This is a genomic window from Streptomyces sp. NPDC088400 (genome assembly GCF_044753355.1).
Taxonomy (GTDB): Bacteria; Actinomycetota; Actinomycetes; order Streptomycetales; family Streptomycetaceae; genus Streptomyces.
In genome coordinates this window covers 71,802-95,907 of the sequence record NZ_JBIVMZ010000021.1, presented here as the reverse complement: position 1 = coordinate 95,907, position 24,106 = coordinate 71,802, and the positions used below count along the sequence as shown (strand labels likewise).

The 24,106-nt window shown below is 70.8% G+C and carries 19 protein-coding genes, 4 tRNA genes and 1 other RNA gene; 13 read left to right on the top strand and 11 right to left on the bottom strand.

The features are described 5' to 3' along the window. The coding region (locus tag ACIQD6_RS34350; RefSeq protein ID WP_401890452.1) for a hypothetical protein at positions 1-857 on the top strand (857 nt) is incomplete at its 5' end. Between the two features lie 164 nt (positions 858-1,021). On the opposite strand, the gene ACIQD6_RS34345 is transcribed toward ACIQD6_RS34350, so the two are convergent. Then, entirely contained in the window at positions 1,022-1,675 is a 654-nt protein-coding gene (locus ACIQD6_RS34345; RefSeq protein ID WP_401890450.1) for a hypothetical protein, read from the bottom strand. 38 nt (positions 1,676-1,713) lie between these two features. On the opposite strand from ACIQD6_RS34345, the gene ACIQD6_RS34340 reads away from it, so the two are divergent. Then, positions 1,714-3,567, top strand: coding sequence for a TIR domain-containing protein (locus tag ACIQD6_RS34340; protein WP_401890447.1), 1,854 nt, complete (start codon positions 1,714-1,716; stop codon positions 3,565-3,567). A 266-nt stretch (positions 3,568-3,833) separates the two neighbouring features. Here the strand turns inward: ACIQD6_RS34340 and ACIQD6_RS34335 are convergent, their stop codons facing one another. The 3 genes from ACIQD6_RS34335 to ACIQD6_RS34325 all read right to left on the bottom strand — a co-directional run bounded on the left by ACIQD6_RS34335 (position 3,834) and on the right by ACIQD6_RS34325 (position 5,076). After that, on the bottom strand, positions 3,834-4,256 hold the full coding sequence (locus ACIQD6_RS34335) for a PIN domain nuclease (RefSeq protein WP_401890444.1): 423 nt from the start codon (positions 4,254-4,256) through the stop codon (positions 3,834-3,836). Further along, the gene (locus ACIQD6_RS34330) at positions 4,253-4,468 is read right to left on the bottom strand and encodes a type II toxin-antitoxin system VapB family antitoxin (RefSeq protein WP_401890442.1); all 216 of its coding nucleotides are present in this window, start codon (positions 4,466-4,468) and stop codon (positions 4,253-4,255) included. Before ACIQD6_RS34330 ends, ACIQD6_RS34335 begins: the two co-directional genes overlap by 4 nt. A 520-nt stretch (positions 4,469-4,988) precedes the next feature. Further along, positions 4,989-5,076: transfer RNA gene (locus tag ACIQD6_RS34325), tRNA-Ser, on the bottom strand. A 97-nt stretch (positions 5,077-5,173) separates the two neighbouring features. Between ACIQD6_RS34325 and ffs the strand changes: the two genes are divergently transcribed. From ffs to ACIQD6_RS34295, 6 genes are all read left to right on the top strand, one after another. Next, positions 5,174-5,272: signal recognition particle sRNA small type (gene ffs, locus ACIQD6_RS34320), an RNA gene on the top strand. A 52-nt stretch (positions 5,273-5,324) separates the two neighbouring features. Beyond that, on the top strand, positions 5,325-7,748 hold the full coding sequence (locus ACIQD6_RS34315; protein WP_401890439.1) for a DNA polymerase III subunit gamma and tau: 2,424 nt from the start codon (positions 5,325-5,327) through the stop codon (positions 7,746-7,748). A 72-nt stretch (positions 7,749-7,820) separates the two neighbouring features. Beyond that, the gene (gene purD / locus ACIQD6_RS34310; protein ID WP_401890436.1) at positions 7,821-9,071 is read left to right on the top strand and encodes a phosphoribosylamine--glycine ligase; all 1,251 of its coding nucleotides are present in this window, start codon (positions 7,821-7,823) and stop codon (positions 9,069-9,071) included. Positions 9,072-9,658: 587 nt separating this feature from the next. Beyond that, the gene (locus ACIQD6_RS34305; RefSeq protein ID WP_401890435.1) at positions 9,659-11,407 is read left to right on the top strand and encodes a hypothetical protein; all 1,749 of its coding nucleotides are present in this window, start codon (positions 9,659-9,661) and stop codon (positions 11,405-11,407) included. Between the two features lie 563 nt (positions 11,408-11,970). Continuing rightward, a complete protein-coding gene (locus tag ACIQD6_RS34300) occupies positions 11,971-13,422 on the top strand; it encodes a N,N-dimethylformamidase beta subunit family domain-containing protein (RefSeq protein WP_401890432.1) in 1,452 nt (483 codons plus the stop codon). Positions 13,423-13,531: 109 nt separating this feature from the next. Further along, on the top strand, positions 13,532-14,431 hold the full coding sequence (locus tag ACIQD6_RS34295) for a phosphoribosylaminoimidazolesuccinocarboxamide synthase (protein ID WP_401890429.1): 900 nt from the start codon (positions 13,532-13,534) through the stop codon (positions 14,429-14,431). A 139-nt stretch (positions 14,432-14,570) separates the two neighbouring features. Here the strand turns inward: ACIQD6_RS34295 and ACIQD6_RS34290 are convergent. From ACIQD6_RS34290 to ACIQD6_RS34265, 6 genes are all read right to left on the bottom strand, one after another. Beyond that, positions 14,571-14,643: transfer RNA gene (locus ACIQD6_RS34290), tRNA-Gly, on the bottom strand. 22 nt (positions 14,644-14,665) lie between these two features. Then, complete coding sequence (locus tag ACIQD6_RS34285) at positions 14,666-15,361, bottom strand: response regulator (protein ID WP_401890427.1); 696 nt, start codon at positions 15,359-15,361, stop codon at positions 14,666-14,668. Beyond that, on the bottom strand, positions 15,358-16,725 hold the full coding sequence (locus ACIQD6_RS34280; RefSeq protein WP_401890425.1) for a sensor histidine kinase: 1,368 nt from the start codon (positions 16,723-16,725) through the stop codon (positions 15,358-15,360). Before ACIQD6_RS34280 ends, ACIQD6_RS34285 begins: the two co-directional genes overlap by 4 nt. Positions 16,726-16,896: 171 nt before the next feature. Next, positions 16,897-16,969 (bottom strand) — tRNA-Gly (locus tag ACIQD6_RS34275). A gap of 69 nt (positions 16,970-17,038) precedes the next feature. Next, positions 17,039-17,110 (bottom strand) — tRNA-Gly (locus ACIQD6_RS34270). Between the two features lie 102 nt (positions 17,111-17,212). Further along, complete coding sequence (locus ACIQD6_RS34265; RefSeq protein ID WP_401890422.1) at positions 17,213-17,548, bottom strand: Lsr2 family protein; 336 nt, start codon at positions 17,546-17,548, stop codon at positions 17,213-17,215. A 518-nt stretch (positions 17,549-18,066) separates the two neighbouring features. Here ACIQD6_RS34265 and purS point away from each other — a divergent pair. The 5 genes from purS to ACIQD6_RS34240 all read left to right on the top strand — a co-directional run bounded on the left by purS (position 18,067) and on the right by ACIQD6_RS34240 (position 22,946). After that, a complete protein-coding gene (gene purS / locus ACIQD6_RS34260) occupies positions 18,067-18,318 on the top strand; it encodes a phosphoribosylformylglycinamidine synthase subunit PurS (RefSeq protein ID WP_401890419.1) in 252 nt (83 codons plus the stop codon). Continuing rightward, a complete protein-coding gene (purQ, locus tag ACIQD6_RS34255; RefSeq protein ID WP_401890416.1) occupies positions 18,315-18,995 on the top strand; it encodes a phosphoribosylformylglycinamidine synthase subunit PurQ in 681 nt (226 codons plus the stop codon). The genes purS and purQ overlap by 4 nt, the downstream gene beginning before the upstream one ends. After that, positions 18,995-21,253 (top strand): phosphoribosylformylglycinamidine synthase subunit PurL, encoded by a 2,259-nt coding sequence (purL, locus tag ACIQD6_RS34250; RefSeq protein ID WP_401890414.1) that lies wholly within the window; start codon positions 18,995-18,997, stop codon positions 21,251-21,253. Before purQ ends, purL begins: the two co-directional genes overlap by 1 nt. A gap of 155 nt (positions 21,254-21,408) precedes the next feature. Further along, the gene (locus ACIQD6_RS34245; RefSeq protein WP_401890412.1) at positions 21,409-21,951 is read left to right on the top strand and encodes an ArsR/SmtB family transcription factor; all 543 of its coding nucleotides are present in this window, start codon (positions 21,409-21,411) and stop codon (positions 21,949-21,951) included. Between the two features lie 62 nt (positions 21,952-22,013). Then, positions 22,014-22,946 (top strand): M23 family metallopeptidase, encoded by a 933-nt coding sequence (locus ACIQD6_RS34240; protein ID WP_401890409.1) that lies wholly within the window; start codon positions 22,014-22,016, stop codon positions 22,944-22,946. Between the two features lie 17 nt (positions 22,947-22,963). Here the strand turns inward: ACIQD6_RS34240 and tgmC are convergent, their stop codons facing one another. Next, positions 22,964-24,106, bottom strand: coding sequence for an ATP-grasp peptide maturase system methyltransferase (gene tgmC, locus ACIQD6_RS34235; protein ID WP_401890407.1), 1,143 nt, complete (start codon positions 24,104-24,106; stop codon positions 22,964-22,966).

Here is a 24,106-nt window from a genome sequence, read left to right as displayed (position 1 = left end):
TGACGGCCAAGGGCGGCATCTCGGAGGCCGAAGCACGAGACGCGTCCAGGCTGGCCCGGCACGAGGGCTGGCGGTTGCCGATGCGGTACCAGCGGCCCACCGCCCGCCCCAACCACCGCCCCCAACCCCGCTGGAGCCACATCCCGGACACCGCGGTCACCAAGCTGGTGACCTTCGCCGAGCAGCGGCGGCCCGCTGTCACCCCCGTACTCATGCCACCCCGGCGCACGGCACCGGCACCGGCTGCGCCCCCGCACCCCGACCTGCTCGTGTCGGCCAAGGCCCAGGCGCTGCTGTCCCTGCTCCCTGAACGGACCCTGACCTCTACGCAGGTGGGCAAAGCACTCCAGGTGGCACCAGGGACGTTCGAGAGCCGCGGGCTGGTGATCAGGAACGTATATGACCTCCAAGCGGTCTTCGCTTCGCCACCGCAGTGGCTGGTGGGCTTCCACCGCAAGCTCGCGGCCGAGCGGACCGCCAACCTCGGCCGTCAGCTGTCACGACCGCCGACTGCCGGGCCCGAGGTCCGCACCGCACCTGTGCCGACTCCTCCGGCACCCCGGATCGGCCCGCCGCATCCCCATATGCTGATCTCGACCCGGGCGGAGCGGACTCTCGCCAAGCCGCACACCGAACAGCTGCAGCCTGTGCAGGTCACCAAGGCCCTCCAGATCGCCCACGCCACCGGCATGAAGCAGCACCTGTACGTGAGAACCGTCGGTGAACTCGCCGCTCTCTTCCACGACCCACCTGGCTGGCTTCTCGAATTCCACCGCAAGCTCGCAGCCGAGCGGGCGGCGAACCTCGTCCCGCAGACAGGCCACGACACCGAACCGGGCGAGCCAACGGGCCAGTAGAACCCGCGCATTTCGTACGTGAAGGGCTACACGCGGTGAGCCGGAGGGGGCAACCGGGGCGTCCGAACGGTGCTGTTACGCCGGTGAACGAGACCAGGACCGAGCCCCCTGCGAAGCCCGGCCGACGCGGCGTGGAACCCCGCAAAATGCCGTACTACCCCTGGTCAGCGGGGGGGGGTGCCCCCAGTGGGCCCATCGCCATAACGCGGGCCTGGCTGGTCGGGCGGCTGCGGTGCACGAGCCGGTGGTGGCAGCGGCGGCCTGGGAACCGGCAGATCGATCAGGTCACCCACCCCGGCCACCTGCTGCAGCGTCCGGGCCAGTGAACGCAGTGCCTGACGGGTGGCGTCCAGCTGGCTCCGCAGCTCGTCGGCCTCGGGCCAGGCCCGCTCGTAACTCACCGGATCCGTGCCCTCCGGCCGCAGCGCCTCGTACGCCGAGAGCCGTGGATGCCACACCGTCAGCAGAGGCCGCAGCACGCGGTTGAGCGTCACCATCGCCAGTACTCCGAAGGTGAGCCGGCCAGGCGGCACCGGCGGCGCGACGGCCGGGCCGTGTTCGTGCAGGATGCCGCGGGTGACGTCGTAGAGGGAGTACAGCGAGGTAAGAGCCTCGCGCAGCACACCCTCGTCCCGCTCCAACGGAACCACCGCGACCCGGCTGGCCAGTTGGAAGTACAGCTCCCAGGCGGCCGTGCGCTCGGCGTCCGCCGGCTCCCACAGGCCCGCCACCTCGCCGACGAACGGGATCGTCAGTTTCGCCGTGACCTGCGAAGGCCCCGTACGCCCCCGCCGCGGCGTCTCGCCGGACTGCGTCATGATCGCCTCCCCGGTTCCCCACAGTAGGGTATGGCACCGTGTGGGACGTCTTCCTCAGCTACAGCCGCAAAGACGCCGGGCACGTCCGCCGGCTCCACGAGGAGCTCATCGCGGCCGGGCTGACGGTGTTCACGGACGAGTCCGCGGTCGCCGGGTTCGCCGGCATCAGCGACACCATCCGCCGAGCGCTCGCCGGCTCCCGTGTCCTGCTGGCGTACTACTCCACCGGCTACCCCGAGCGCCCGGCCTGCCAATGGGAGCTGACCGCCGCATTCCTCGCGGGGCTCGGCGAGGGCGATCCGCGCCGCCGGGTCCTGGTGGTCAACCCCGAGCCGGACACCGCGCACATCCACCCTGTGGAGCTCCGCGACACCCGGCACGGCGAACCGGAGACCCTCGTCCCGGACATCCTCGCCCACCTTCGGCAGGTGCCCGGCCCCATGCGGCTGGGCTCCGAGCCCCCGCGTGTGCACGGCGAGCTGCCCGCCACCGTAGGGGAGTTCACCGGCAGGCTGCCCGAACTGTGGCGCCTGCACAGCGCCTTGCACGTCCAGGAAGCACCCCTCGTCACGGGCCGCACCTCGGCCCGGCCCGTGCAGCTGCGTGGCATGCCGGGCATCGGCAAAACCCGGCTCGCACGGGAGTACGCGCTGCGGTTCGGCGCCGCGTTCCCCGGCGGCGTGCACTGGGCACGCGCCGACGCGCCGCAGCCGCCGCAGACACCCGACGGCCCCTGTCTGTACGTCGTGGACGACGTGCCCCACGGCCTGCCACCCCGCGCCGTCACGGCGCTCACCGCCCCCCATCCCCTGGTCCGCACCTTGCTGATCACCCGCAGTCGCGCCTACGGGGGATACGGCGAACACCTCGACCTGGAACCGCTCCCCGAACTGGCCGCCGCCGTCCTCGCGGGCGCCCCCGAGATCGCCGATGCCGCCGCCGGGCACCCTGGGGCACTCGGACTGCTCGGCCGCGCGGTGGGCGCCGGCCAGGATCCCGCGGCCCTGGCCAGCCGGCTGTACGAACCGGGCCGTTCCCTGCTCGACGTCCTCGCCGGCGAGGAGCTCACGGTGGACCACGTGCGCGACGCCCTGACCGCACCCGCCGAGGCCCAGGACGTGCTGCGCTGCGCACTCGCCCTGTCCCCCCTGCCGGTCACTGCCGAGACCGCGGCCACCGTCCTCGCCGTGACCGATCGGCTGCCCCGTGCCGTAGCCCTGCGCCGCGCGAGTGCCGGTCTGGCCGAGCTGACCGCCCGCGGACTGCTCACCCCCGTCCCGCACCGTCTGCACCCGGTCACGGCCCATTCCTGGCTCCACCACGAAGACGACTCGGCCCGCGCCGAGAAACTGCGCCGTGCGGTTCTCTCCAGCCTCGGAGCCACGGCCGCTACGCTGGTTGCTCCCGGACTCCCGGTTCCCGGTGTACGGAAGGAGAGCATGCCGATGACGGTCAGCGAGGCCGAGCGGATGGCCGCCTTCGACCTGCAGGTCGAGCTGGTGAGCCGCATCGGCGTACAGCAGCTCCCGGACGGCAGCGGCAGCCTGCGTGAGGCGCTCACCTCCCTGAACAGCCTGTTCCCGTTCACCCGCGACACGCTGCACCGCTACAGCATCGGCCTGGAACCGAACACGGCGCCCTCCGTCCAGTCGGTGGCGGACCATCTCCTGAACGAGGTGCTCCGCCCGTTCATGACCCGCTGGCACCCCCTCCTCAAGGCTTGGGAGGCCCACCGTCCGCCCCACACCAGCCCGCTGGACCACGAGGGCGCCTGGGATCACGTGGACACGTTCCGCATGGACCTGAACGCCCTGCAGGAGCCGCTCCGGGTGGCGACGGCTTCGCTGGCGGGGATCTCAGGGGCGGAGTTCGGGATCTCAGCCGAGGTCTGAGCGGTCTCTCAGGGCCAGTTGTGCAACGACGGCCCGAATCCCCAGAAGGGTGGGGCCCTTCAACATCGTGCCCGGCGAGGCACTGGCGGAGGGTACGGGATCCGAACTCGTGAGGGGTTGCCGCCCCACACGCCTTCCAGAGGCTCGTCTGGATGGTTCGGGGCCGGTCCCTGGCATCCCGACCTGCGGCGTAGCCAGCGGCTACATGCTTGCCGAACTGTGGCGTACGCCGGTGAACGAGACCAGAGTTGAGACCAAGCGGACGCTCATTTGCCGGACTCCGGGCCGTACCACTGCATGGCCTGGCCGGTGACGGCGGCGATGCATGCGAAGTCGTGGTCGCGGTGCAGGAGGGTCAGTCCCTGAAGCTCCGCGGTGGCGGCGACGATGAGGTCTACAGCTCCGGCGCTGCGGTGTTGACCACGCTGGGTCAACAGCTCTTGAACCCGCCAAGCGCGATCGTACGCGCGGTCGTCAACGGGCACCCAGCCGAAGAGCGACTGCAGGTCCTCGATGCCACGCGCGCGGTCCGCGGCGGAGCGGGCGCTGTAGAAGAACTCCAGCTCGGTGACGGGGCAGGTCGCGATGAGCCCGGCCGAGGCAGCCTGGTCCCAGCCGTACTGTTCGGCGTCGCTGCGGAGGAATCGGGCGAGCGCACTGGTGTCGATCAGGAACTGTGCCGCACTCACCGCCGGTAGTTCCTCTTGTCCTCGAAGAGCTCCAGGTCGAAGCCTCCCTCGTCGGCCGCAGCCCGCAGCCGAGTGAGAGCGAGGGCCCGTCGGCGGTTTTCGAGTACCTCGCGCAGAGCGCTGTTGACCGTCTCCTTCTTGGTGCCGGTCCCCAGCGCTTGAGCCACGTCGGCCAGCAGTTCGTCGTCGAGGTCGATCACTGTGCGACTCATTGAGCACCTCCGGAGATATCAGCTCGCACGACAAGTATATCTCGCTGGATATATCCAGGCATCCCCGGTGAGAGTGATGGCGGGGGAGGCGGGGGATACGAGATTCGGACTCGCGAGGGGGCGCTCCCGGCAGGGGCTGTTCTTCGGCTCCAGGGCGAGAGAAGCGAAGTGGTGGTGCGGGCGCACCCTCGTGGACGGTACGAAAGTGCGTGAAGTCGTGTGTGGGGTAGTCCGCTGGAGCCCCTCGTTCGCTGTCCGGGCGCCCAGGCGCCCAGGCGTCCAGGCGTCCGGGCGTCCGGGCGTCCGGGCGTCCACGCGGAGCCACCGTGCGCCCGCGCAGAGTGCACGGCCGCCGGCCCGGTCGAGCAGTCGGCCACCGAGGTCCGGTCTGTCCTGCGTTCTCGCGAGCGATGGTGCGCTTGTTGACGAACATCGACGGCTACGACGAGGGTTGAGGAACACGTTGAAGGGCCCCACCGCAAGCGATGGGGCCCTTCAACGTTAGTGCCCGGTGAGGCACTGGCGGAGGATACGAGATTCGAACTCGTGAGGGGTTGCCCCCAACACGCTTTCCAAGCGTGCGCCCTAGGCCACTAGGCGAATCCTCCGCGGCAAACAATACAAGACGTTGGGGAGTGCTCGCGAACACGTTCAGGGGGGCCTCCCACCGGCTCGATCTGGGCCGCTGGGATCGGGTACTGTGTGCGGAGCCCCTCACGTGGCGCTATCTGACTGAACTCCCCCAGGGCCGGAAGGCAGCAAGGGTAGGTTGGCTCTGGCGGGTGCGTGAGGGGCGCTTGCGTTGAGGGGCGGTGGTCCGGGCGCGTTGTCGTAGGGGGCCGATATCGTCGTAGGTGTGTCGTCCCTTGCGCTGTACCGCCGTTATCGCCCCGAGTCATTCGCCGAGGTCATCGGGCAGGAGCATGTCACTGATCCGCTGCAGCAGGCGCTGCGGAACAACCGGGTCAACCATGCCTACCTGTTCAGTGGGCCGCGTGGCTGCGGGAAGACGACCAGCGCGCGCATCCTCGCGCGCTGTCTGAACTGCGAGCAGGGGCCTACGCCGACGCCGTGCGGTGAGTGCCAGTCCTGCCAGGACCTCGCCAGGAACGGGCCGGGGTCGATCGACGTCATCGAGATCGACGCCGCGTCGCACGGTGGTGTGGACGATGCCCGTGATCTTCGCGAGAAGGCGTTCTTCGGGCCTGCGGGCAGCCGCTACAAGATCTACATCATCGACGAGGCGCACATGGTCACCTCGGCGGGCTTCAACGCCCTGCTGAAGGTGGTCGAGGAGCCGCCGGAGCACCTCAAGTTCATCTTCGCGACCACCGAGCCCGAGAAGGTCATCGGGACGATCCGGTCGCGTACGCACCACTATCCGTTCCGGCTCGTGCCGCCGGGGACGCTGCGCGAGTATCTCGGCGAGGTGTGCGGGAAGGAGCAGACCCCCATCGCGGACGGGGTGCTGCCGCTGGTCGTACGGGCCGGAGGCGGGTCCGTGCGTGACTCGATGTCCGTCATGGACCAGCTCCTCGCGGGCGCGGCCGATGACGGTGTGACGTATGCCATGGCCACGGCTCTGCTCGGTTATACGGACGGGTCGCTGCTGGACTCCGTCGTCGACGCCTTCGCGGCGGGGGACGGGGCCGCGGCGTTCGAGGTCGTGGACCAGGTCATCGAGGGCGGTAACGATCCACGGCGCTTTGTCGCCGACCTGCTGGAGCGGCTGCGGGACCTGGTCATCCTGGCCGCCGTGCCGGATGCCGGGGAGAAGGGCCTGATCGACTCGCCCGCCGATGTGGTCGAGCGGATGCAGGCCCAGGCGTCGGTCTTCGGGGCGGCAGAGCTGAGCCGGGCGGCCGATCTGGTCAATACGGGGCTGACGGAAATGCGTGGCGCGACCTCGCCCCGGCTCCAGTTGGAGCTGATCTGCGCGCGCGTGCTGCTGCCCGCGGCCTTTGACGACGAGCGTTCGGTGCAGGCGCGGCTCGACCGGCTGGAGCGAGGGGTGGCGGCCGCCGCGTCGACCGCGGGGGCGGCGTTCTCGGCCGGCGGTCCCGGCCCGGCGGCGGGGTACGCGCCCGGCCCCCCGATGGGGTACGCCCCCGGGCCCGAGGCGCACGCCCCCGTACCGCCTGCGACGGCGGCTCAAGGAGGAGCGCCCCAGGCGGTCCCAGGCCCCCCTGCGGCCCCGGCGGCTCCCGCCGTATCCGAGTCGGCTCCGCCCGCCGTTCGCGAACCCGCTCCTGGTTCCGAACCCGTCGCTGAGCCGCCTCGGCCCGGGGCGTGGCCCGGCGCCGCCGCGCCGGCTTCCGCTCCCGAGGGTGGCCGCCGTCCCGGCGGCTGGCCCACCGCGTCGGCACCAGGACAGGGACAAGGGCAGGGGGCCGCGTCGAGGCCGGCCGCGACGCCCGCTCAGGCCGCGTCCGCCGGACCGGGTCCCGCTGCCGCCGCGCCGAGCCAGGGGATGACGCAGGGCGCCGGGCAGGTACGGAACATGTGGCCGGACATCCTGGAGGCCGTGAAGAACCGCCGCCGCTTCACCTGGATCCTGCTCAGTCAGAACGCGCAGGTGGCGGGGTTCGACGGCACGACCCTCCAGGTCGGCTTCATCAACGCGGGCGCCCGTGACAACTTCACGAGCAGCGGGAGCGAGGACGTTCTCAAGCAGGCGCTCGCCGACCAGTTCCATGTGCAGTGGAAGATCGAAGCGATCATCGACCCGTCGGGTGGGACGGCCCCGCCGTCCACGGCCGGCGGAGGTACCGGCGGTGGCGGCTTCGGCGGAGGCGGTAGCGGTAGCGGCTTCGGTGGAAGCGGTGGCGGTGGCGCCGGAGGGGCCGGCTCCGGTGGTTACGGCGGCGGGAACACCGGCGGATACGGCGGCGGCGCCCCCGGTGCGAACGGTCCAGGCGGAAACGGCCCCGGTGCGAGCGGCTCAGGTGCGAGCGGTGGATACGGCTCCGGTGGCGGCTCCGCGCCTCGTCCGACGGACCCGGGCCCGGGTCCCTTCCAGGGGCAGCGCCCCGACGGATCCGCAGTTCAGTCCTCGTCGGCGTCCGCGTCTCAGGGGTCCACGGGCTCCGGTGGCTCCGCCCCCGCGCGGCCCGAGCCGCCCAGGGACGACAACAGACCCGCCCAGCGCCCCCCGGTGTCCCTGGAGGACGACATTCCGGAGGAGGACGATCCGGACCTGGTCGACTCCGCGCTCTCCGGCCACGACCTGATCATGCGCGAGCTCGGGGCGACCGTCGTAGAGGAATATACGAACGACTAGCGGGTCTCCGTTCGGTGTCCCGTCCAAGGCCCGCAGACGGAACGGCACCGCGTCCCGGTTAGGCTGCTTTCCGTGAAGGTCCTTGTCATTGGCGGCGGCGCCCGCGAACACGCCCTGTGCCGTTCTCTCTCCCTCGACCCCGACGTCAGCGCTCTGCACTGCGCCCCCGGCAACGCCGGGATCGCCGAGGTGGCCGAGCTGCACCCGGTGGACGCGATGGACGGCGCGGCCGTGGCCCGCCTCGCCACCGAGCTGGAGGCCGGGCTCGTCGTCGTCGGGCCCGAGGCGCCGCTGGTGGCGGGGGTGGCCGATGCCGTACGGGGCGCGGGCATCCCGTGCTTCGGCCCGTCCCGTGAGGCGGCGGAGCTGGAGGGTTCCAAGGCCTTCGCCAAGGACGTGATGGCCGCGGCGAACGTTCCGACGGCCCGCAGTTACGTCTGCACCACACCGGAGCAGGTCGACGACGCACTCGACGCGTTCGGCCCCCCGTACGTCGTCAAGGACGACGGGCTCGCCGCCGGCAAGGGTGTCGTCGTGACCGGCGACCTCGCCGCGGCCCGCGCGCACGCGCTCGCCTGCGGCCGGGTCGTCATCGAGGAGTTCCTCGACGGTCCCGAGGTCTCGCTCTTCGCCATCACCGACGGCGAGACGGTCCTCCCGCTCCAGCCCGCGCAGGACTTCAAGCGCGCCCTCGACAACGACGAAGGCCCCAACACGGGCGGCATGGGCGCGTACTCCCCGCTCCCGTGGGCCGACCCCAAGCTGGTGGACGAAGTCCTGGAGACGGTCCTCCAGCCCACGGTCGACGAACTGCGCCGCCGCGGTACGCCCTTCTCCGGGCTGCTGTACGCGGGGCTCGCGATCACGGGCCGAGGCGTACGGGTCATCGAGTTCAACGCCCGCTTCGGCGACCCGGAGACCCAGGTGGTCCTGGCCAGGCTCAAGACCCCGCTGGCCGGTGTCCTGCTCGGCGCCGCCAACGGGACGCTCGCGGATCTGCCCCCGCTGACCTGGCGCGCCGACGCCGCGGTCACGGTGGTCGTCGCCTCGCACAACTACCCGGACACCCCGCGCACCGGCGACCCGATCGAGGGCCTGGACGAGATCGCGGCACAGGATGCCCCCGACGCGTACGTTCTGCACGCCGGGACCAGGCTGGACGGCGATACGGTCGTCAGCGCCGGTGGCCGCGTGCTGTCGGTCACGGCCGCGGGCAAGGACCTGAGGCAGGCCCGTGAGCGGGCGTACACGGCGCTGAACCGGATCAGCCTGGCAGGCTCCCAGCACCGTACGGACATCGCACGCGAGGCCGCGGAGGCCTGATCCCGCCTCACGACAGGCGCTTCACGGACAGGCGCATCACGTAGGCGCCTCAGGGACACGCGTCGCGCATCCGGGCCCCGGCCGTCCACGGCCGGGGCCCGGCTTGTCCCGGCGGGTCCGGTCCGGAGTGGTTCGCGCGCCCGTGCAGCCGGGCAGCAGCGGTTCGCGCGCCCGCCCGGCCGTACGGGCGTGACTCCGTCGGATCGATGTCGGATCGATCCGTCCGCGCCGTGCCCCCCCCGCTCCCCGTGGTCGGCTCCCCGCAGTCCACGGCCTGCGCCCCCCCGCCACGCACCTCACCCTCCCGATCCCCGGACCCGCCCCCCGGACACCGTCGCGTCAGCAGCTTTGACCAGAGCCATTCCATCGGGTGACGAATAGGCCATCCGGATGACGGGTCTCCGGCGTCCAACTAGGGTGCGGCGCAAGTGTTCCGGCACTTGGCCCACCGGCATTGCGATGTCAGTGGCTGGTGTCACAGTGGGGGAGTGGGCAACGCAGCCGTACGGCAGAGGGGGTGAGATCCGACGATGTCCAGTTCAGGCTCCAGTTCCAGATCCAGTACCGGCTCCAGCTCCGGTTCCGGTATGGGGGACGAGGTGGGCGCTCAGGGCGCCCGCGTCCGGGCTCTCGCCGTGCTGCGTATCCGCAGCAGGGCGCTGGCCGTCGCGCTGCTGCCCGCGGCCGTCGCCGTCGTGCTGCTCGTCGGTGGGGCCACCGGCCGTGTCCGTGGCGGGAATTGGGACGCCGTCCGCTGGGCCGTGACGGGCCTCGCGGTGGTCGTGCTGCTCCTCGCCGCCGCCGTCGCCGTCGTGATCGCCCGTGCCAGGCCCGCCCTCAGCCCCACCGTCGGGATCACCGAGCAGGCCGCCCCCGACCTCTACCGGCTGGTGCACGACCTCGCGGAGCGGCTCGATGTGCCCGCGCCCTCCGCCATAGCCCTCACCCCGGACTGCGACAGCTGGCTGGAGGACCGTACGCACCCGGCGCACGCGATCGCTGTCGGCGGCGGACACCGCCGACGGGTTCCCGCCGCGCCCGTCCTCGTGATCGGCTCGCCCTTCCTGTGGTGGATGCGGGTGGCCGAGCTGCGCGCTGTGCTCGCGCCGGTCGTCGCCGGTACGGGTCCCTCCGCGCACCCGGACATAGCCGCCGCCCGCCGTTTCGTCCGGGGGCTCGACGCGGCGGTGGCCGTCTCGGCGCGCCACGGCCGGGGGCCGGTCCGGGGGGTGCCGCTCGTCTTCGTCGGCGGCATCGCCCGCCTGCTGCTGCGCAGCTGCGGCGAGCATGCCGCCCTGATGGAGCGGGGCGTCGCGGCAGCCGCGTCCGAGCGTGCACAGGCTGTGGATTACGGCCTGCGAATCGTCGCGCAGGAACAGGTGGGCCTCGCCTACGCCGGCTGGGACCGGCTGCTGACCAGGGTCGCGCTGCCCGCCTGGCGCATGGGCCGCTGGCCCTCCCGACTGGACGCCGGCGTGGTGTCGGCGCTCACGGAGCTCTCCCGTCGCGACCGCCTGGCCGAAGGCTTCACCTCCCGGCTCGGCGAGCGCCCCGCCTGCGATCTGCTCGAAGAGCCGGGCGCGATCGACGAGGCGACGTCGCTGCTCGCCGCCCGCCTGTTCCACGGCGGCCCGGCCGACGCGGGCCCCGACTGGTCCCCGGTCGACTGGCAGCAGTATCCGGAAGAGGTCGTCGACCGTAAGTGGCGTACGGAAGCGGCCCGGCTGCACCGTGTCCTGGACGGTCTGGGGGTACGGCGTTCTGCCGACGCCGCGGGCTCCACGCTGACCCCGGGGCCCACCCTGGCCCGGGTCATGGACCACCTCTCCCGACAGGACGGCGGGACCGGGCACGGCGGCAGCGGCGGGGCGTACGGGAAGAGTGCCGGCGGCGAGGCGTACGCGGGCGGTGCCGGCGGCGAGGACGGCTTCGTCGGAGGCAGTACGGTCGGCGAGGCCCTGGCCGCCGGGATCAGCGCGGAGCTGGCCCGCGAGGAAGCCGCTGCCCCGCCCACCCCTGCCGAGGCCGCGGGCGACGCCCTCGCGCTCTGGGGCACCGACCCGCTGCCCCTCTTCCCGCTCCAGCCGCCCCGCACCGGCCGCGAGCTGCTCGCCGACCATGTCACGGCGATGGTCTGCTGCTCCGCCGTCGATACGGCCGGCGCCGCCCCCGGACTGGACTGGCTGGACGGGCCGACCCTCCTGGTCGACGGAGAGCGCCGCGCGGACCTCGGAGGACGCGTCCTCAGCCTGGTCGAGGGCGGCGACGCGGGGCCGCTCCGTTCCTGGCTGGCGGCGCTGGGCGTGCGGCCCGAGAAGCCCGTACGGCTCGTCTGAGCCGCAGAACCCACGTACGACTGTGAGCTCCGCCCCCGACTGTGAGCCCCGACTCGTGAGCCCCCACCCGTGAGCCTTCGGCATTGAGCACCCAGCGGTGAGCCCTGCCGAGCCGCGCTGACCTCCCAGGGGCGAACTCCGCCGCCCCGCCGACCTCGCAAGAGGCGGCCCCGTACCGCCCCGTACAAGCACGGCACCCCCGTACCCATACCGCCCCGCCCGCGGTCCCGTGTCCCCAGCGCCCCTCCCGGCCGCCGGATGCTCCCCCTCCTGCTTTCGCTGCGCCCCTCCGTACACCCCGCGCTCCCCCACACGCTTCTCTGCCCCTTACCACATCCCGCATCCGGAGTAGCCCGCTCCGTTAACGTCAATTCGCGACGAACGGTGACGGGATGCGTGCGTTATGTGATGTGCTGGGGGCACACGCTGAGAGTCGACCGCGATGCCGGCCGTATCCCCGGTCGGTCAAACGGTCGCAACACCGGCGCGTCGGCGCTCGTATCGACGCATATATCCACGACCGTGCCACCAACAGGCGCGGGGGCTCGGAGGAGGGGCGCACCATGGGGGCGGACCAGATCCGGCGATGGGAATCGGGCGCTCTCGCCCACGCGGTCAGCGATCCCTTCGGGCAGGGCCCGCTGCCCTGGCTGCGCGGCAGCGAGAACTACTTCGACGACACGGGGCACGTCGTGCCCTGGTACGCCGCCCCGAATCCGGACAGCGGTGGCACCCGTACCGCCGACGACGTACACCGCCAGATCAAGGGGTTCGCGTCCGCCAGTGCCGTCGCGCCCGACGAGGCGATCGACTTCCATGTGACCGTCGACCCGCCCCAGCAGTTCTCCGTGGACATCTACCGGATCGGTCATTACGGCGGCGACGGCGCCTTCAAGATAACCACCAGCCCTCGGCTCTCCGGCATCGTCCAGCCCCCGCCCCTCGCCGCCGACCGTTCCCTCTCCTGCCACCACTGGTGGCTCTCCTGGCGGCTCCAGATTCCGTCGCACTGGAAGCTCGGCGCCTACGTAGCGGTCCTCACCACCGTCGACGGTCACCGCTCCCACATCCCCTTCACCGTCCGCGACGACCGCCCGGCCGACCTGCTCCTGCTGCTCCCCGACATCACCTGGCAGGCCTACAACCTCTATCCCGAGGACGGCCGCACCGGTGCCAGCCTCTACCACGCCTGGGACGAACAGGGCCGGCTCCTCGGCGAGCGGGACGCCGCGACCACCGTCTCCTTCGACCGCCCCTACGCGGGCGCGGGCCTGCCCCTCCACGTCGGCCACGCCTACGACTTCATCCGCTGGGCCGAGCGGTACGGCTACGACCTCGCCTACGCCGACAGCCGCGATCTGCACGCGGGCCGCATCGACCCCACCCGTTACCGGGGCCTGATCTTCCCCGGCCACGACGAGTACTGGTCCGTCCCCATGCGCCGCACCGTCGAGCTGGCGCGCGACCAGGGCACCTCACTGGTCTTCCTCTCCGCCAACACCATGTACTGGCAGGTCGAGTTGGGCCCCTCGGCCTCCGGCGTCCCCGACCGTCTCCTCACCTGCCGCAAGCGGCGCGGCCCGGGGCGTGCCGCGCTCTGGCGTGAGGTGGACAAGCCCGAACAGCAGCTGCTCGGCATCCAGTACGCGGGCCGCGTCCCGGAGCCGTATCCCCTGGTCGTACGGAACGCAGATCACTGGCTCTGGGAAGCCACCGGCGCGACCGAGGGCGACGAGATCGAGGGGCTGGTCGCGGGCGAGGCCGATCGTTACTTCCCGCGCACCGCACTCCCCGAGAACCAGGAACGGATCCTGCTCGCCCACTCCCCGTACCGCGACAGCGAGAACGTCCGGCGCCATCAGGAGACCTCGCTCTACCGGGCCCCCTCCGGCGCGCTCGTCTTCGCGTCCGGGACCTTCGCCTGGTCGCCGGCCCTGGACCGCCCCGGCCATGTCGATGCCCGTATCCAGCGCGCGACCGCCAATCTCCTCGACCGGATCTGCAAAGGGGCCTGACACCAAGGGCGCGAACGAAGGGCGCGAACGCCCCCTGCGAGCTGGGGCTTCCGGCATACGGGAGAATCGAGGCGATCTCTCAGATCGGACAGAACCACCGGGAGGAACCGTGTCCGGATTCGTAGAAAAGCCCGAGCCCTCGCAGGTCCCGGGCCTGGTGCACATCCACACCGGCAAGGTGCGCGATCTGTACCGCAACGAGGCGGGCGACCTCGTGATGGTCGCCAGCGACCGTATCTCCGCGTACGACTGGGTGCTGCCGACCGAAATCCCCGACAAGGGCCGGGTCCTCACCCAGCTCTCGGTCTGGTGGTTCGAGCGGCTCGCGGACCTCGTACCCAACCATGTGATCTCCACCGACGTCCCGGCCGGCGCCCCCGCCGACTGGGCCGGCCGCACGCTCGTCTGCAAGTCCCTGCGCATGGTCCCGGTGGAGTGCGTCGCCCGCGGCTATCTCACCGGCTCGGGGCTCCTGGAGTACCAGCAGTCCCGAACCGTCTGCGGACTCGCGCTCCCCGAGGGGCTCATGGACGGCTCCGAGCTGCCGGGCCCGATCTTCACCCCCGCCACGAAGGCGGCCGTCGGTGACCACGACGAGAACGTGACGTACGAGGAAGTCGCCCGCCAGGTCGGCGCGGAAACCGCCGCCCAGCTGCGCCGGACGACCCTCGATGTCTACGGCCGGGCCCGTGATGTCGCCCGCGACCGGGGGATCGTCCTCGCCGACACCAAGTTCGAATTCGGCTTCGACGGTGACCAGTTGGTGATCGCCGACGAGGTGCTGACCCCCGACTCCTCGCGGTTCTGGCCGGCCGCCACCTGGGAGCCGGGGCACGCGCAGCCGTCGTACGACAAGCAGTACGTACGGGACTGGCTGACCTCCCCGGCCTCCGGCTGGGACAGGAAGAGCGAGCAGCCGCCGCCCGCGCTGCCGCAGGAGATCGTGGACGCGACCAGGGCGAAGTACCTGGAGGCGTACGAAGTCCTCACCGGAACGAGCTGGCGGTAAGCGGATTTCCCACGGGCGTATTTCCCAGGGTGGATCTCCCCACCGGGACAGTGGATCTCCCCACCGGGACACTCGCCCCACCGATACACGAAGAAGCCCCCGGTCGAATCCAATGATCGACCGGGGGCTTCTCCTTCTGAGCGGACGACCAGGTTCGAACTGGCGACCTCAACCTTGGCAAGGTTGCGCTCTACCAACTGAGCTACGTCCGCATGCGCCGTGGCGCGAGGCCAACTATACCCAACCTCGCTCCCGTGCGAGACGCACTGCCGTATGCCGGTTCTCCGCCCCCAGTTTGGTCGCGGCGGACGACAGATAGTTCCGTACGGTCCCGGGCGACAGCGAGGCGCGCTCCGCGATCTCCGCGATCGGCGCACCGTCCGCCGCCAGCTCCAGGACCTCGGTCTCCCGCGCGGTCAGCGGCGAATCGCCGGCGGAGATCGCGTCGGCGGCCAAGTCCGGGTCCACGAAGCGGTTCCCGGCGTGCACGGTACGGATGATCTCGGCGAGCTGCCGCGCGCTGACCGTCTTGGGCACGAACGCCCGGACCCCCGCGGCCAGCGCCCGCTTCAGATGGCCGGGCCGGCCGTGGCTCGTCACGATCATCGTCCGGCAGCCGGGCAGTTCGGTACGGATCGATGTGGCGACTTTCACACCGTCCGCGCCCGGCATCTGGAGATCCAGTACGGCCACATCGGGCCGGTGCGCCCGCGCCATCGCCAGCGCCTCGGGGCCCGAGGCCGCCTCGGCGACCACCAGCAGATCGTCCTCAAGCGCGAGCAGCGCGGCGAACGCGCCCCGGATCAGATGTTCGTCGTCGGCCAACAGAACCCGTACGGGGGCGGGTTGGGGAGCAGAAGCGGGAGGGAGAGTGAGAGCAGGATCAGGAGCGGGGCCGGGAGCGGGTGCGGAACCAGGTACGGAGGTCATGCCGCGGCCTTCTCACCGGCCGGAGAGCCGCCGGGCCCCGGCGCGGGCAGCGGCACTCGCGCCGTCACCCGGAAGCGGTCTCCGTCCGTGCGCCCGGCGTCCAGCGTGCCGCCGAGCGCGGCCAGCCGTTCCCGCAGGCCGACGAGACCGGACCCCTTCCTGGCCGGCTCGGCAGCACCCGCGCCCACGCCTGTCCCCACCCCTGTCCCCGCGCCGTCCCCAGCCTCAGTACTCACGCCCGCACCCGCCTCAGCACCCGACCCAGAACCCGTCTCCGGGCCCGGTAGGCCGTCGTTCTCGACGACAAGCAGCACTTCCCGCCCCTCCGCTCCCTCACGTCCCGCGGACTCCGTCAGCCGTACCGTGCACCGCCGCGCGTCCCCGTGCCGCAGCACGTTCGTCGTCGCCTCGCGCACCACCCACCCCAGCACCGACTGGACCCCGGCCGAAAGACCGCCGCCGCCGTCCCCCTCGATCCGGCAGTCGATGCCCGCAGCGGCCAACACCCCTCGGGCGCCTTCCAGTTCGGTGTGCAGATCCGCTTCCCGGTAGCCGCGTACGACCTCCCGTACCTCCCGCTGCGACTCCTGCGCGATCCGCTGCACCTCGGTCATCTGGGCCATGGCCTCCGGCCTGCCGCGCTCCGCGAGCTGGACCGCGAGCTCGCTCTTCAGCGCGATCACCGCGAGGTTGCGGCCCATCACGTCGTGCAGATCGCGCCCGAAACGCAGCCGCTCCTCCGCGACCGCGAGCCGCGACTGGAGTGCGCGGGCCTTGTCCAGATCCCATACGGCGTTGAGCAGCCAGGCCGAGAAGACGTAGGTGAAGACAAGGGCCGTGCTCGTCACCAGGATTCCGAAGGCATTTCCGAAGGCCTTGTTCTCCGGCAGCCCGAGCAGCAGGCTGACGGTGGCCGCGGTCGTCGTCGTGCCCAGCACGGCGTACGTCATGTGCGCGGCCTTGCGCATCCCCAGGGCAGCCGCCCCCAGGCCGAAGCTCGCGAAGCCCATCATCAGATACGCGGAGGGCACGTTCTCCCGGATCAGGCCGCCGGCGCGCAGGGCGACGACCAGGAGGAGGCCCGCCATGGACAGCGCGGTCACGGCCAGCACCAGCCGTACGGGCCGCTCACGCCGGCCGAGGCGCCAGTCCAGAGCCCTGGACTGGAGTACCCCGCACAGCCCGGCATGTGCGCCCACCAGCAGGAACAGCCAGCCGGCGGTCGGTCCCGGCTGGGCACCGACCGACGCGAGGCCGATCCCCGCGATCTCTACGAGCGTGAAGAAGTGGAACGACCATCGGGTGTACAGCTCGACCTTGAGCGGCTTGCTCTTCCGGTGCCACCAGCCTGTCAGCCTGGACATCGCGCCTCTTCCCCGTTGCGACTGTTGTGTCTGCTGCGCTCACTGTGCCGAGACGGGCCCACTGCGCCGCCTGTACCCGTCGTTATCGCCGTTCTCGTATCGAGCGCCGGACACATCGAGCGCCGGACACAACGAAGGCCCCGATCAAATTGATCGGGGCCTTCGTTTCTGAGCGGACGACCAGGTTCGAACTGGCGACCTCAACCTTGGCAAGGTTGCGCTCTACCAACTGAGCTACGTCCGCAGCGCACCAGGTAACCGGTGCGGCCATCACTCTACCTGATCCACCGGAGTGGAATGGAGAGCGATGCGGAGCGGGTGACAGGAATTGCACACTGCGCCTCCCCCTTGGAAAGGGGGCGTTCTACTACTGAACTACACCCGCACGCTCCGTGAGGTTCGGGCCTTTCGGCCTTGCCCCTCGGCGTGCTCCAGACTCTAGCCGATCAATAGGGGTGGTCCGCAACTCGGTGCGCGACCACGTCGCTCAACTGGCTTCGCGGAACGCCTCGTAGACCCGCTTGGGGATCCGGCCGCGGGCCGGCACCGCCATCTTGTGGGAGAGCGCCCAGGCGCGGACGGCCGCCGGATCGGGGGCGAGGGAGGTGTGCCGGTAGGTTGTGCGCAACTTGCCATACTTTCTGGCGTTTGTCTGCTTTCGGCCCGCTGCCACGAACGGTGCCAGCGCCTTGCGCAGTTTCTTTGCATTGGCTGGATTGAGGTCGATCTCGTACGACTTCCCGTCCAGGCCGAACATGACCGTTTCCGCTGCTTCTCCGCCGTCGATGTCGTCGGAGAGTGTGACCACTACGCGCTGCGCCACGGAGATCGGTCCTTTCTTACGGTACCCAGCTGCGCCCGACTCGTGCGGAAAACACGGTTGACGTGCGGCGATACCGGCCTTCCGGCTGTTATGGGGCAAATGATTCTTTCTTCTGTATTCCTTTGTACAGCGGAAGGCGTCGCATTGTGAAGCCCAGCCAATTGCATCAGCGTGTCCCGGGGCAATGAGATACATGATTTTTGCCCGCGATTTTCCCTGCCTTGTCCGCGGCCTTGCCCCCTGCCTTGTCCCCCGCTCTTGTCGCCGGTCTTGTGCCGGGGGTGAAAACGCCGCGTGATCGCCCCCGTTGCCGCCCCGCGTACGCCCCGTACAAACCACCTGCTCCGCGGGGGCGCCCCTCTCTCCACCCCCTCCCCGTCTCATCCCCGTACGTATCTATCCGCGTAGATTTTCCCGGCGGGTACGCTGAGGGAAGCTCGGGGGGTCTGGGGGATTCCCCGGAGAACGCAGACAACGCAGCAGCTAGAACCAGCCGCACCACACCACCGGGAGTGCCAGTGGCACGCGTCGTAGTCGACGTCATGCTCAAGCCGGAGATCCTCGACCCGCAGGGACAGGCGGTGCAGCGCGCACTGCCCCGTCTGGGCTTCGAGGGGATCGCCGACGTCCGCCAGGGAAAGCGCTTCGAGCTCGACGTGGCGGGGCCGGTCGACGACGCCGCCCTCGCGCGCATCCATGAGATGGCCGAAACGTTCCTCGCCAACACCGTCATCGAGGACTTCGTCGTGAAGGTCGAGGAGTCGAAGTGACCTCTCGTATCGGAGTCGTCACCTTCCCCGGCACGCTCGACGACCGGGACAGCCTGCGCGCTGCCCGGATCGCCGGAGCCGAGCCCGTACAGCTCTGGCACCGTGACAAGGACCTCAAGCAGGTCGACGCGGTCGTCCTGGCCGGCGGTTTCAGTTACGGCGACTATCTGCGGGCCGGCGCCATCTCGCGCTTCTCGCCGGTGATGGAAACGATCATCGAGCAGGCGAAGGCCGGTATGCCGGTCCTCGGTATCTGCAACGGCTTCCAGATCCTCACCGAGTCGCATCTGCTGCCCGGCGCGATGCTGCGGAACAACCATCTGCACTTCATCTGCCGGGATCAGAAACTGCGGGTGGAGAGCGCGGACACCGCCTGGACCGCCGATTATTCGGCCGGCCAGGAAATCTCCGTACCCCTCAAGAACATCGACGGCCGCTACGTCGCCGACGAGCGCACGCTCGACGAGCTGGAGGCCGAGGGCCGGGTCGCCTTCCGTTATCTGGACGGTAACCCCAACGGTTCGCTCCGCGACATCGCCGGCGTCACCAACGCGGCGGGCAATGTCGTCGGCCTGATGCCGCATCCCGAGCACGCCGTGGAGCCGCTGATCGGTACGGGCCGTACCGACGGCCTCGGATTCTTCACCTCGATCCTGAAGAAGCTGGTAAGCGCCTGATGACCATCAAGACCCTCGACACGGTCAAGCACGCGGGCGGGACGCCCGACGCCGATCAGCCCTGGAAGGAGCTCGGCCTCAAGGAGGACGAGTACGCCCGGATCCGCGAGATCCTGGAGCGCCGCCCCACGGGCGCCGAGCTGGCCATGTACTCCGTCATGTGGTCCGAGCACTGCTCGTACAAGAGCAGCAAGGTGCACCTGAAGCAGTTCGGCGAGAAGGCCCCCGCCAGCGACGCGATGCTCGTCGGCATCGGTGAGAACGCGGGCGTCGTGGACGTCGGCCAGGGCTACGCGGTCACCTTCAAGGTCGAGTCCCACAACCACCCCTCGTACATCGAGCCCTACCAGGGCGCGGCCACCGGCGTCGGCGGCATCGTCCGCGACATCCTCGCCATGGGCGCCCGCCCGGTCGCCGTCGTGGACCCGCTGCGCTTCGGCGCCGCCGACCACCCCGACACCAAGCGGGTACTGCCCGGCGTGGTCGCGGGCGTCGGCGGTTACGGCAACTGCCTCGGCCTGCCGAACATCGGCGGCGAGGTCGTCTTCGACGCCTGCTACCAGGGCAACCCGCTGGTCAACGCCGGCTGCATCGGCGTGATGAAGCACGAGGACATCCACCTCGCGAAGGCGTCCGGCGCCGGCAACAAGGTGATCCTTTACGGTGCCCGCACCGGCGGCGACGGCATCGGCGGGGTCTCCGTACTGGCCTCCGAGACCTTCGAGTCGACAGGCCCGGCGAAGCGGCCCGCCGTCCAGGTCGGCGACCCGTTCCAGGAGAAGCTCCTCATCGAGTGCACCCTGGAGATCTTCGCCGAGAAGCTCGTCGCGGGCATCCAGGACCTCGGCGGCGCCGGTCTGTCCTGCGCGACGTCCGAGCTGGCGAGCGCCGGCTCCGGCGGCATGCGGGTCGAGCTGGACACCGTACCGCTGCGTGACGCGACCCTCTCGCCCGAGGAAATCCTCATGAGCGAGTCGCAGGAGCGCATGTGCGCCGTGGTCGAGCCGGGCAAGGTCGACCGCTTCATGGAGATCTGCGAGAAGTGGGACGTCATCGCCACCGTCATCGGTGAGGTGACCGAGGGCGAGCGCCTGGAGATCTTCTGGCACGGCGAGCAGATCGTCGACGTACCGCCGCGTTCCGTCGCCCACGACGGTCCGGTGTACGAGCGCCCCTTCGCGCGCCCCGACTGGCAGGACGCGCTCCAGGCCGACGACGCGAACAAGCTGGCCCGCCCGGCGAACCCGACGGAGCTGCGTGAGCAGGTCCTGAAGCTGGTCGCGTCGCCGAACCAGGCCTCCAAGGCGTGGATCACCGACCAGTACGACCGGTTCGTACAGGGCAACACCGTGCTCGCGCAGCCCGAGGACGCCGGCATGATCCGGATCGACGAGGAGTCGAACCTGGGCGTGGCGATGGCGACGGACGGCAACGGCCGGTACGCGAAGCTCGACCCGTACACCGGCGCGCAGCTCGCGCTGGCGGAGGCGTACCGCAATGTCGCCGCCTCCGGCGCCAAGCCGCTCGCGATCTCCGACTGCCTGAACTTCGGTTCGCCCGAGGACCCGGCCGTCATGTGGCAGTTCGCCGAGGCCACGCGCGGCCTGGCGGACGGCTGCCTCCAGCTGGGCACCCCGGTGACCGGCGGCAATGTCTCGCTCTACAACCAGACCGGTGACACGGCGATCCACCCGACGCCGGTCGTGGCCGTGCTCGGTGTGATCGACGACGTCAACCGCCGTACGCCGATCGCCTTCACGGACGAGGGCCAGCTCCTCTACCTGCTCGGGGACACCCGCGAGGAGTTCGGCGGCTCGGCCTGGTCGCAGGTCGTGCACGACCACCTCGGTGGGCTGCCGCCGGCCGTGGACCTGGACCGGGAGAAGCTGCTCGGCGAGATCCTGATCTCGGCGTCCCGCGACGGCATGATCGACGCGGCGCACGACCTGAGCGACGGCGGTCTGATCCAGGCCGTCACCGAGTCCTGCCTGCGCGGCGGGAACGGCGCCCGGCTGGTCGTCCCCGACGGACTCGACGCCTTCACCTTCCTGTTCAGCGAGTCGGCGGGCCGCGCGGTCGTCGCCGTACCGCGCAGCGAGGAGCTCCGCTTCACCGACATGTGCGGTGCGCGCGGGCTGCCCGCGACCCGGGTCGGTGTCGTGGACGGCGAAGAGATCGAGATCCAGGGCGAGTTCAGCATCGCGTTGAGCGAGCTGAAGGACGCGCACGAGGCGACGATCCCGGCGCTGCTCGCGTAGCGGAACACGTCACTCCTGAGCCCCTGTCCGGTGTATGCCGGACAGGGGCTCAGTCGTGTGTCCGCTCGCCTGTCCCGCTTGTCGGCCCACCGACTCGGCCGACCCCCTTGCCTGGAATTACGTAATTACGTAAATTGAAGATGTGGAGGACGCGGATGGAGCTTGAGGAGCGGGTGGCCGAGCTGGAGCGCAGGCTCGCGGCCCTGGAGGACGTACGCCGTGAAACCGGTGACGGGGGCCGGGGCCAAGGTCCGGGCGGCCGGGAACCCGACCGCCTGGAGGAGGGCGACTTCTGGGCGCTCCAGCGGCTGAAGAAGGAGCTGGAGAGGACCGGATCGCCGAGCGGCGGAGTGCTGTTCACCGGCGCGGTGCGGCTGCCGACGGAGGAGCGGTACGAGTGGCAGTACGGGACGCTCACCGACGCGCTCCTCGACGCCGACTGGTCGCTCTCCGCCGAGTCCTTCGCGGCGCTGGGGCACGCGGTACGGCTCCGGCTGCTGCGCGAGATCCTCGACGGCCGGCGCACCGCGGCCGAACTGGCCGAGCTGGACGAGATCGGCACGACCGGCCAGATCTACCACCATCTGCGCCAGCTGACCGGCGCGGGCTGGCTGCACACGACCGGCCGGGGCCGGTACGAGATCCCGGGCGTCCGGGTCGTACCGCTGCTGGTGATGCTCTCGGCCGCCCGCCCGTAACAACCGAGGCAACTGCCTCCGCGACCAACGCTGTTGTCACAACCGAGGGGGAACACGAACCGATGCCCGCCCGCAAACTGATCATGACTCTCTACCGTCTGTGCTGGATCGTCTTCATCGCCCTGGTGATCGTGCACGCCGTGGCCGGCGGCCTGCCCTTCAACTGGTGGCTGATCTGGCTGCCCGCGGTCGCCGCCCTCACCCTCGGCGTCGTCCTGAGCCGCAGGACGCGCGCCGAGGAAGGGGGCACGCGGCCACCCGCGGTCGAGGTGGCCGCGCCCGTCACGGGCCGCTGGTCCGCCCTCAACAGCCCCGCCGACAAGGTGCCCAGCCATGGCACGTACGGATACGGCCAGGCCTACGCCATCGACATCGTGGCCGAGCCGAAGCCCGGCGCCCGCCCGTCCTTCTCCTGGCTGTGGCCGGTCGTCCGCCGCAGCCGTGCCTTCCCGGCCTACGGCGAACCGCTGCTCGCGGTGGCCGACGCCACCGTGGTCCACGCCACCGACCGGCAGCGTGACCACCTCAGCCGGAACTCCCTGCTGTCCCTCCTCTACCTGCTGATCGCCGAAGCCTTCGTACGCGAGCTGGGCGGGGCCCGCTGGATCGTCGGAAACCACCTGGTGCTCGACCTCGGGGACGGTACGTACGCGATGTACGCCCACCTCCAGCGCGGCTCCCTCGCGGTCCGCGCGGGCGACCGGGTGAGCGCGGGACAGCAGCTGGCCCGCTGCGGAAACTCCGGCAACTCCAGCGAACCGCACGTGCATTTCCAGCTGATGGACAACCCGGACCTGAACGTGGCCCGGGGAATCCCGTTCCGCTGGCAGGGCATCGGCGTCCCGGCGGGCGGCGAGACTTTCGAGAGCGGCCCCGAGGCGAGGGAGGCCGAGCGGGCCGAGTGGGGCGAGCGGGGCGAGCGGGGCGAGCGGGCCGAGCGGGGCGAGTGGGCTGGGCTCGGTCAAGAAGGGCCAAGGGCCACGAACTTCGGCTGATCCGAAGCTCTGGGGCCTCAGACCGGTAGCCGCCAGCTCGGTCCCTCCGGAGTGCCGAGCCAGACGGTCTGAGTCTCGTCGGTGACCGTCAGACCGAAGGCCGTCTGATCGGGGCCTCCTTCTCCTTGCCATGTGATGAGCGCCTCTTCCACCTGGTCCCACAGGCGGAGCGGCCCGTCCTGGTGCACGGTCCAGCCGGTCCCGGCGGCTTCGGTCCATGCCTGTGACCCGGTGGCCACGTCGGAGAGGACCACCTGCTCGCCCGAGGTCCAGGATTCCGCCGAGGGGGCCGCGAGTTGCGCGACGAAGTGCCCGGTCCAGTCTTCGAGAAGGCCGGGATCGACGCGGCTGGTACGGACCTCGCCCGGCAGCCGGTGGAACAGGGGACGTGGGGGACGTTCGTGGGGGCGGGCGAGCATGTACGAGACGTGGTCCCCGACGAAGCGACCGGTGGCGACTCCCTGATCGTCGAGTGTGAGCCGGATCAGCCCGGAGGCCGTCATCCAGCCGCTGAGGGTGGTGGTGATGGTCCCGCCGTCGCGGACCTGCCACAGCCAGGGGCGGGGGATGTGCCGTACGGAGCAGGTGGCGACCACGGCGTCGTACTCGGCCCCCTCCCCGTCGGCATATCCCGCAAGTCCGTCGCCCGCGACCAGGGTGGGGGAACAGTCGGCGGCTCGCAGGTGGGCGGCGGCGCTTTGCGCCAGACCGGGGTCGTACTCGACCGAGGTGACGTTCTTGTCGCCGAGGCGGTGGCAGAGGATCGCCGTGGAATAGCCGGATCCCGTGCCGACCTCCAGCACTCTGTCGCCGTCCTGGATGCCCGCGACCTCAAGCGTCCGCACGATCAGCGAGGGAAGAGTGGACGAAGAGGTGGGTCTGCCGGCCAGCGGCCCCTTGGCATCGGCCGCGTCGGTGCCGTCGACCTGGGTGACCCATGTGGTGTCGGAGTAGGCCTGGCGCAGCCACGCCTCCTCGCCTGCCTCCGCCCGGTTGACGGGTTCCCACTCGGGTCCGTCGAGGCGGTACACGTCCGTTCCCAGGAAGAGTTCGCGGGGAACCGCCGCGACGGCGGCCCGCCACGCGGGGTCGGTCAGTGATCCGCTCTCACCGATCCGGTCGGCGAGAGCGCGGCGGAGTTCGATCGCGTCGGACGTCAT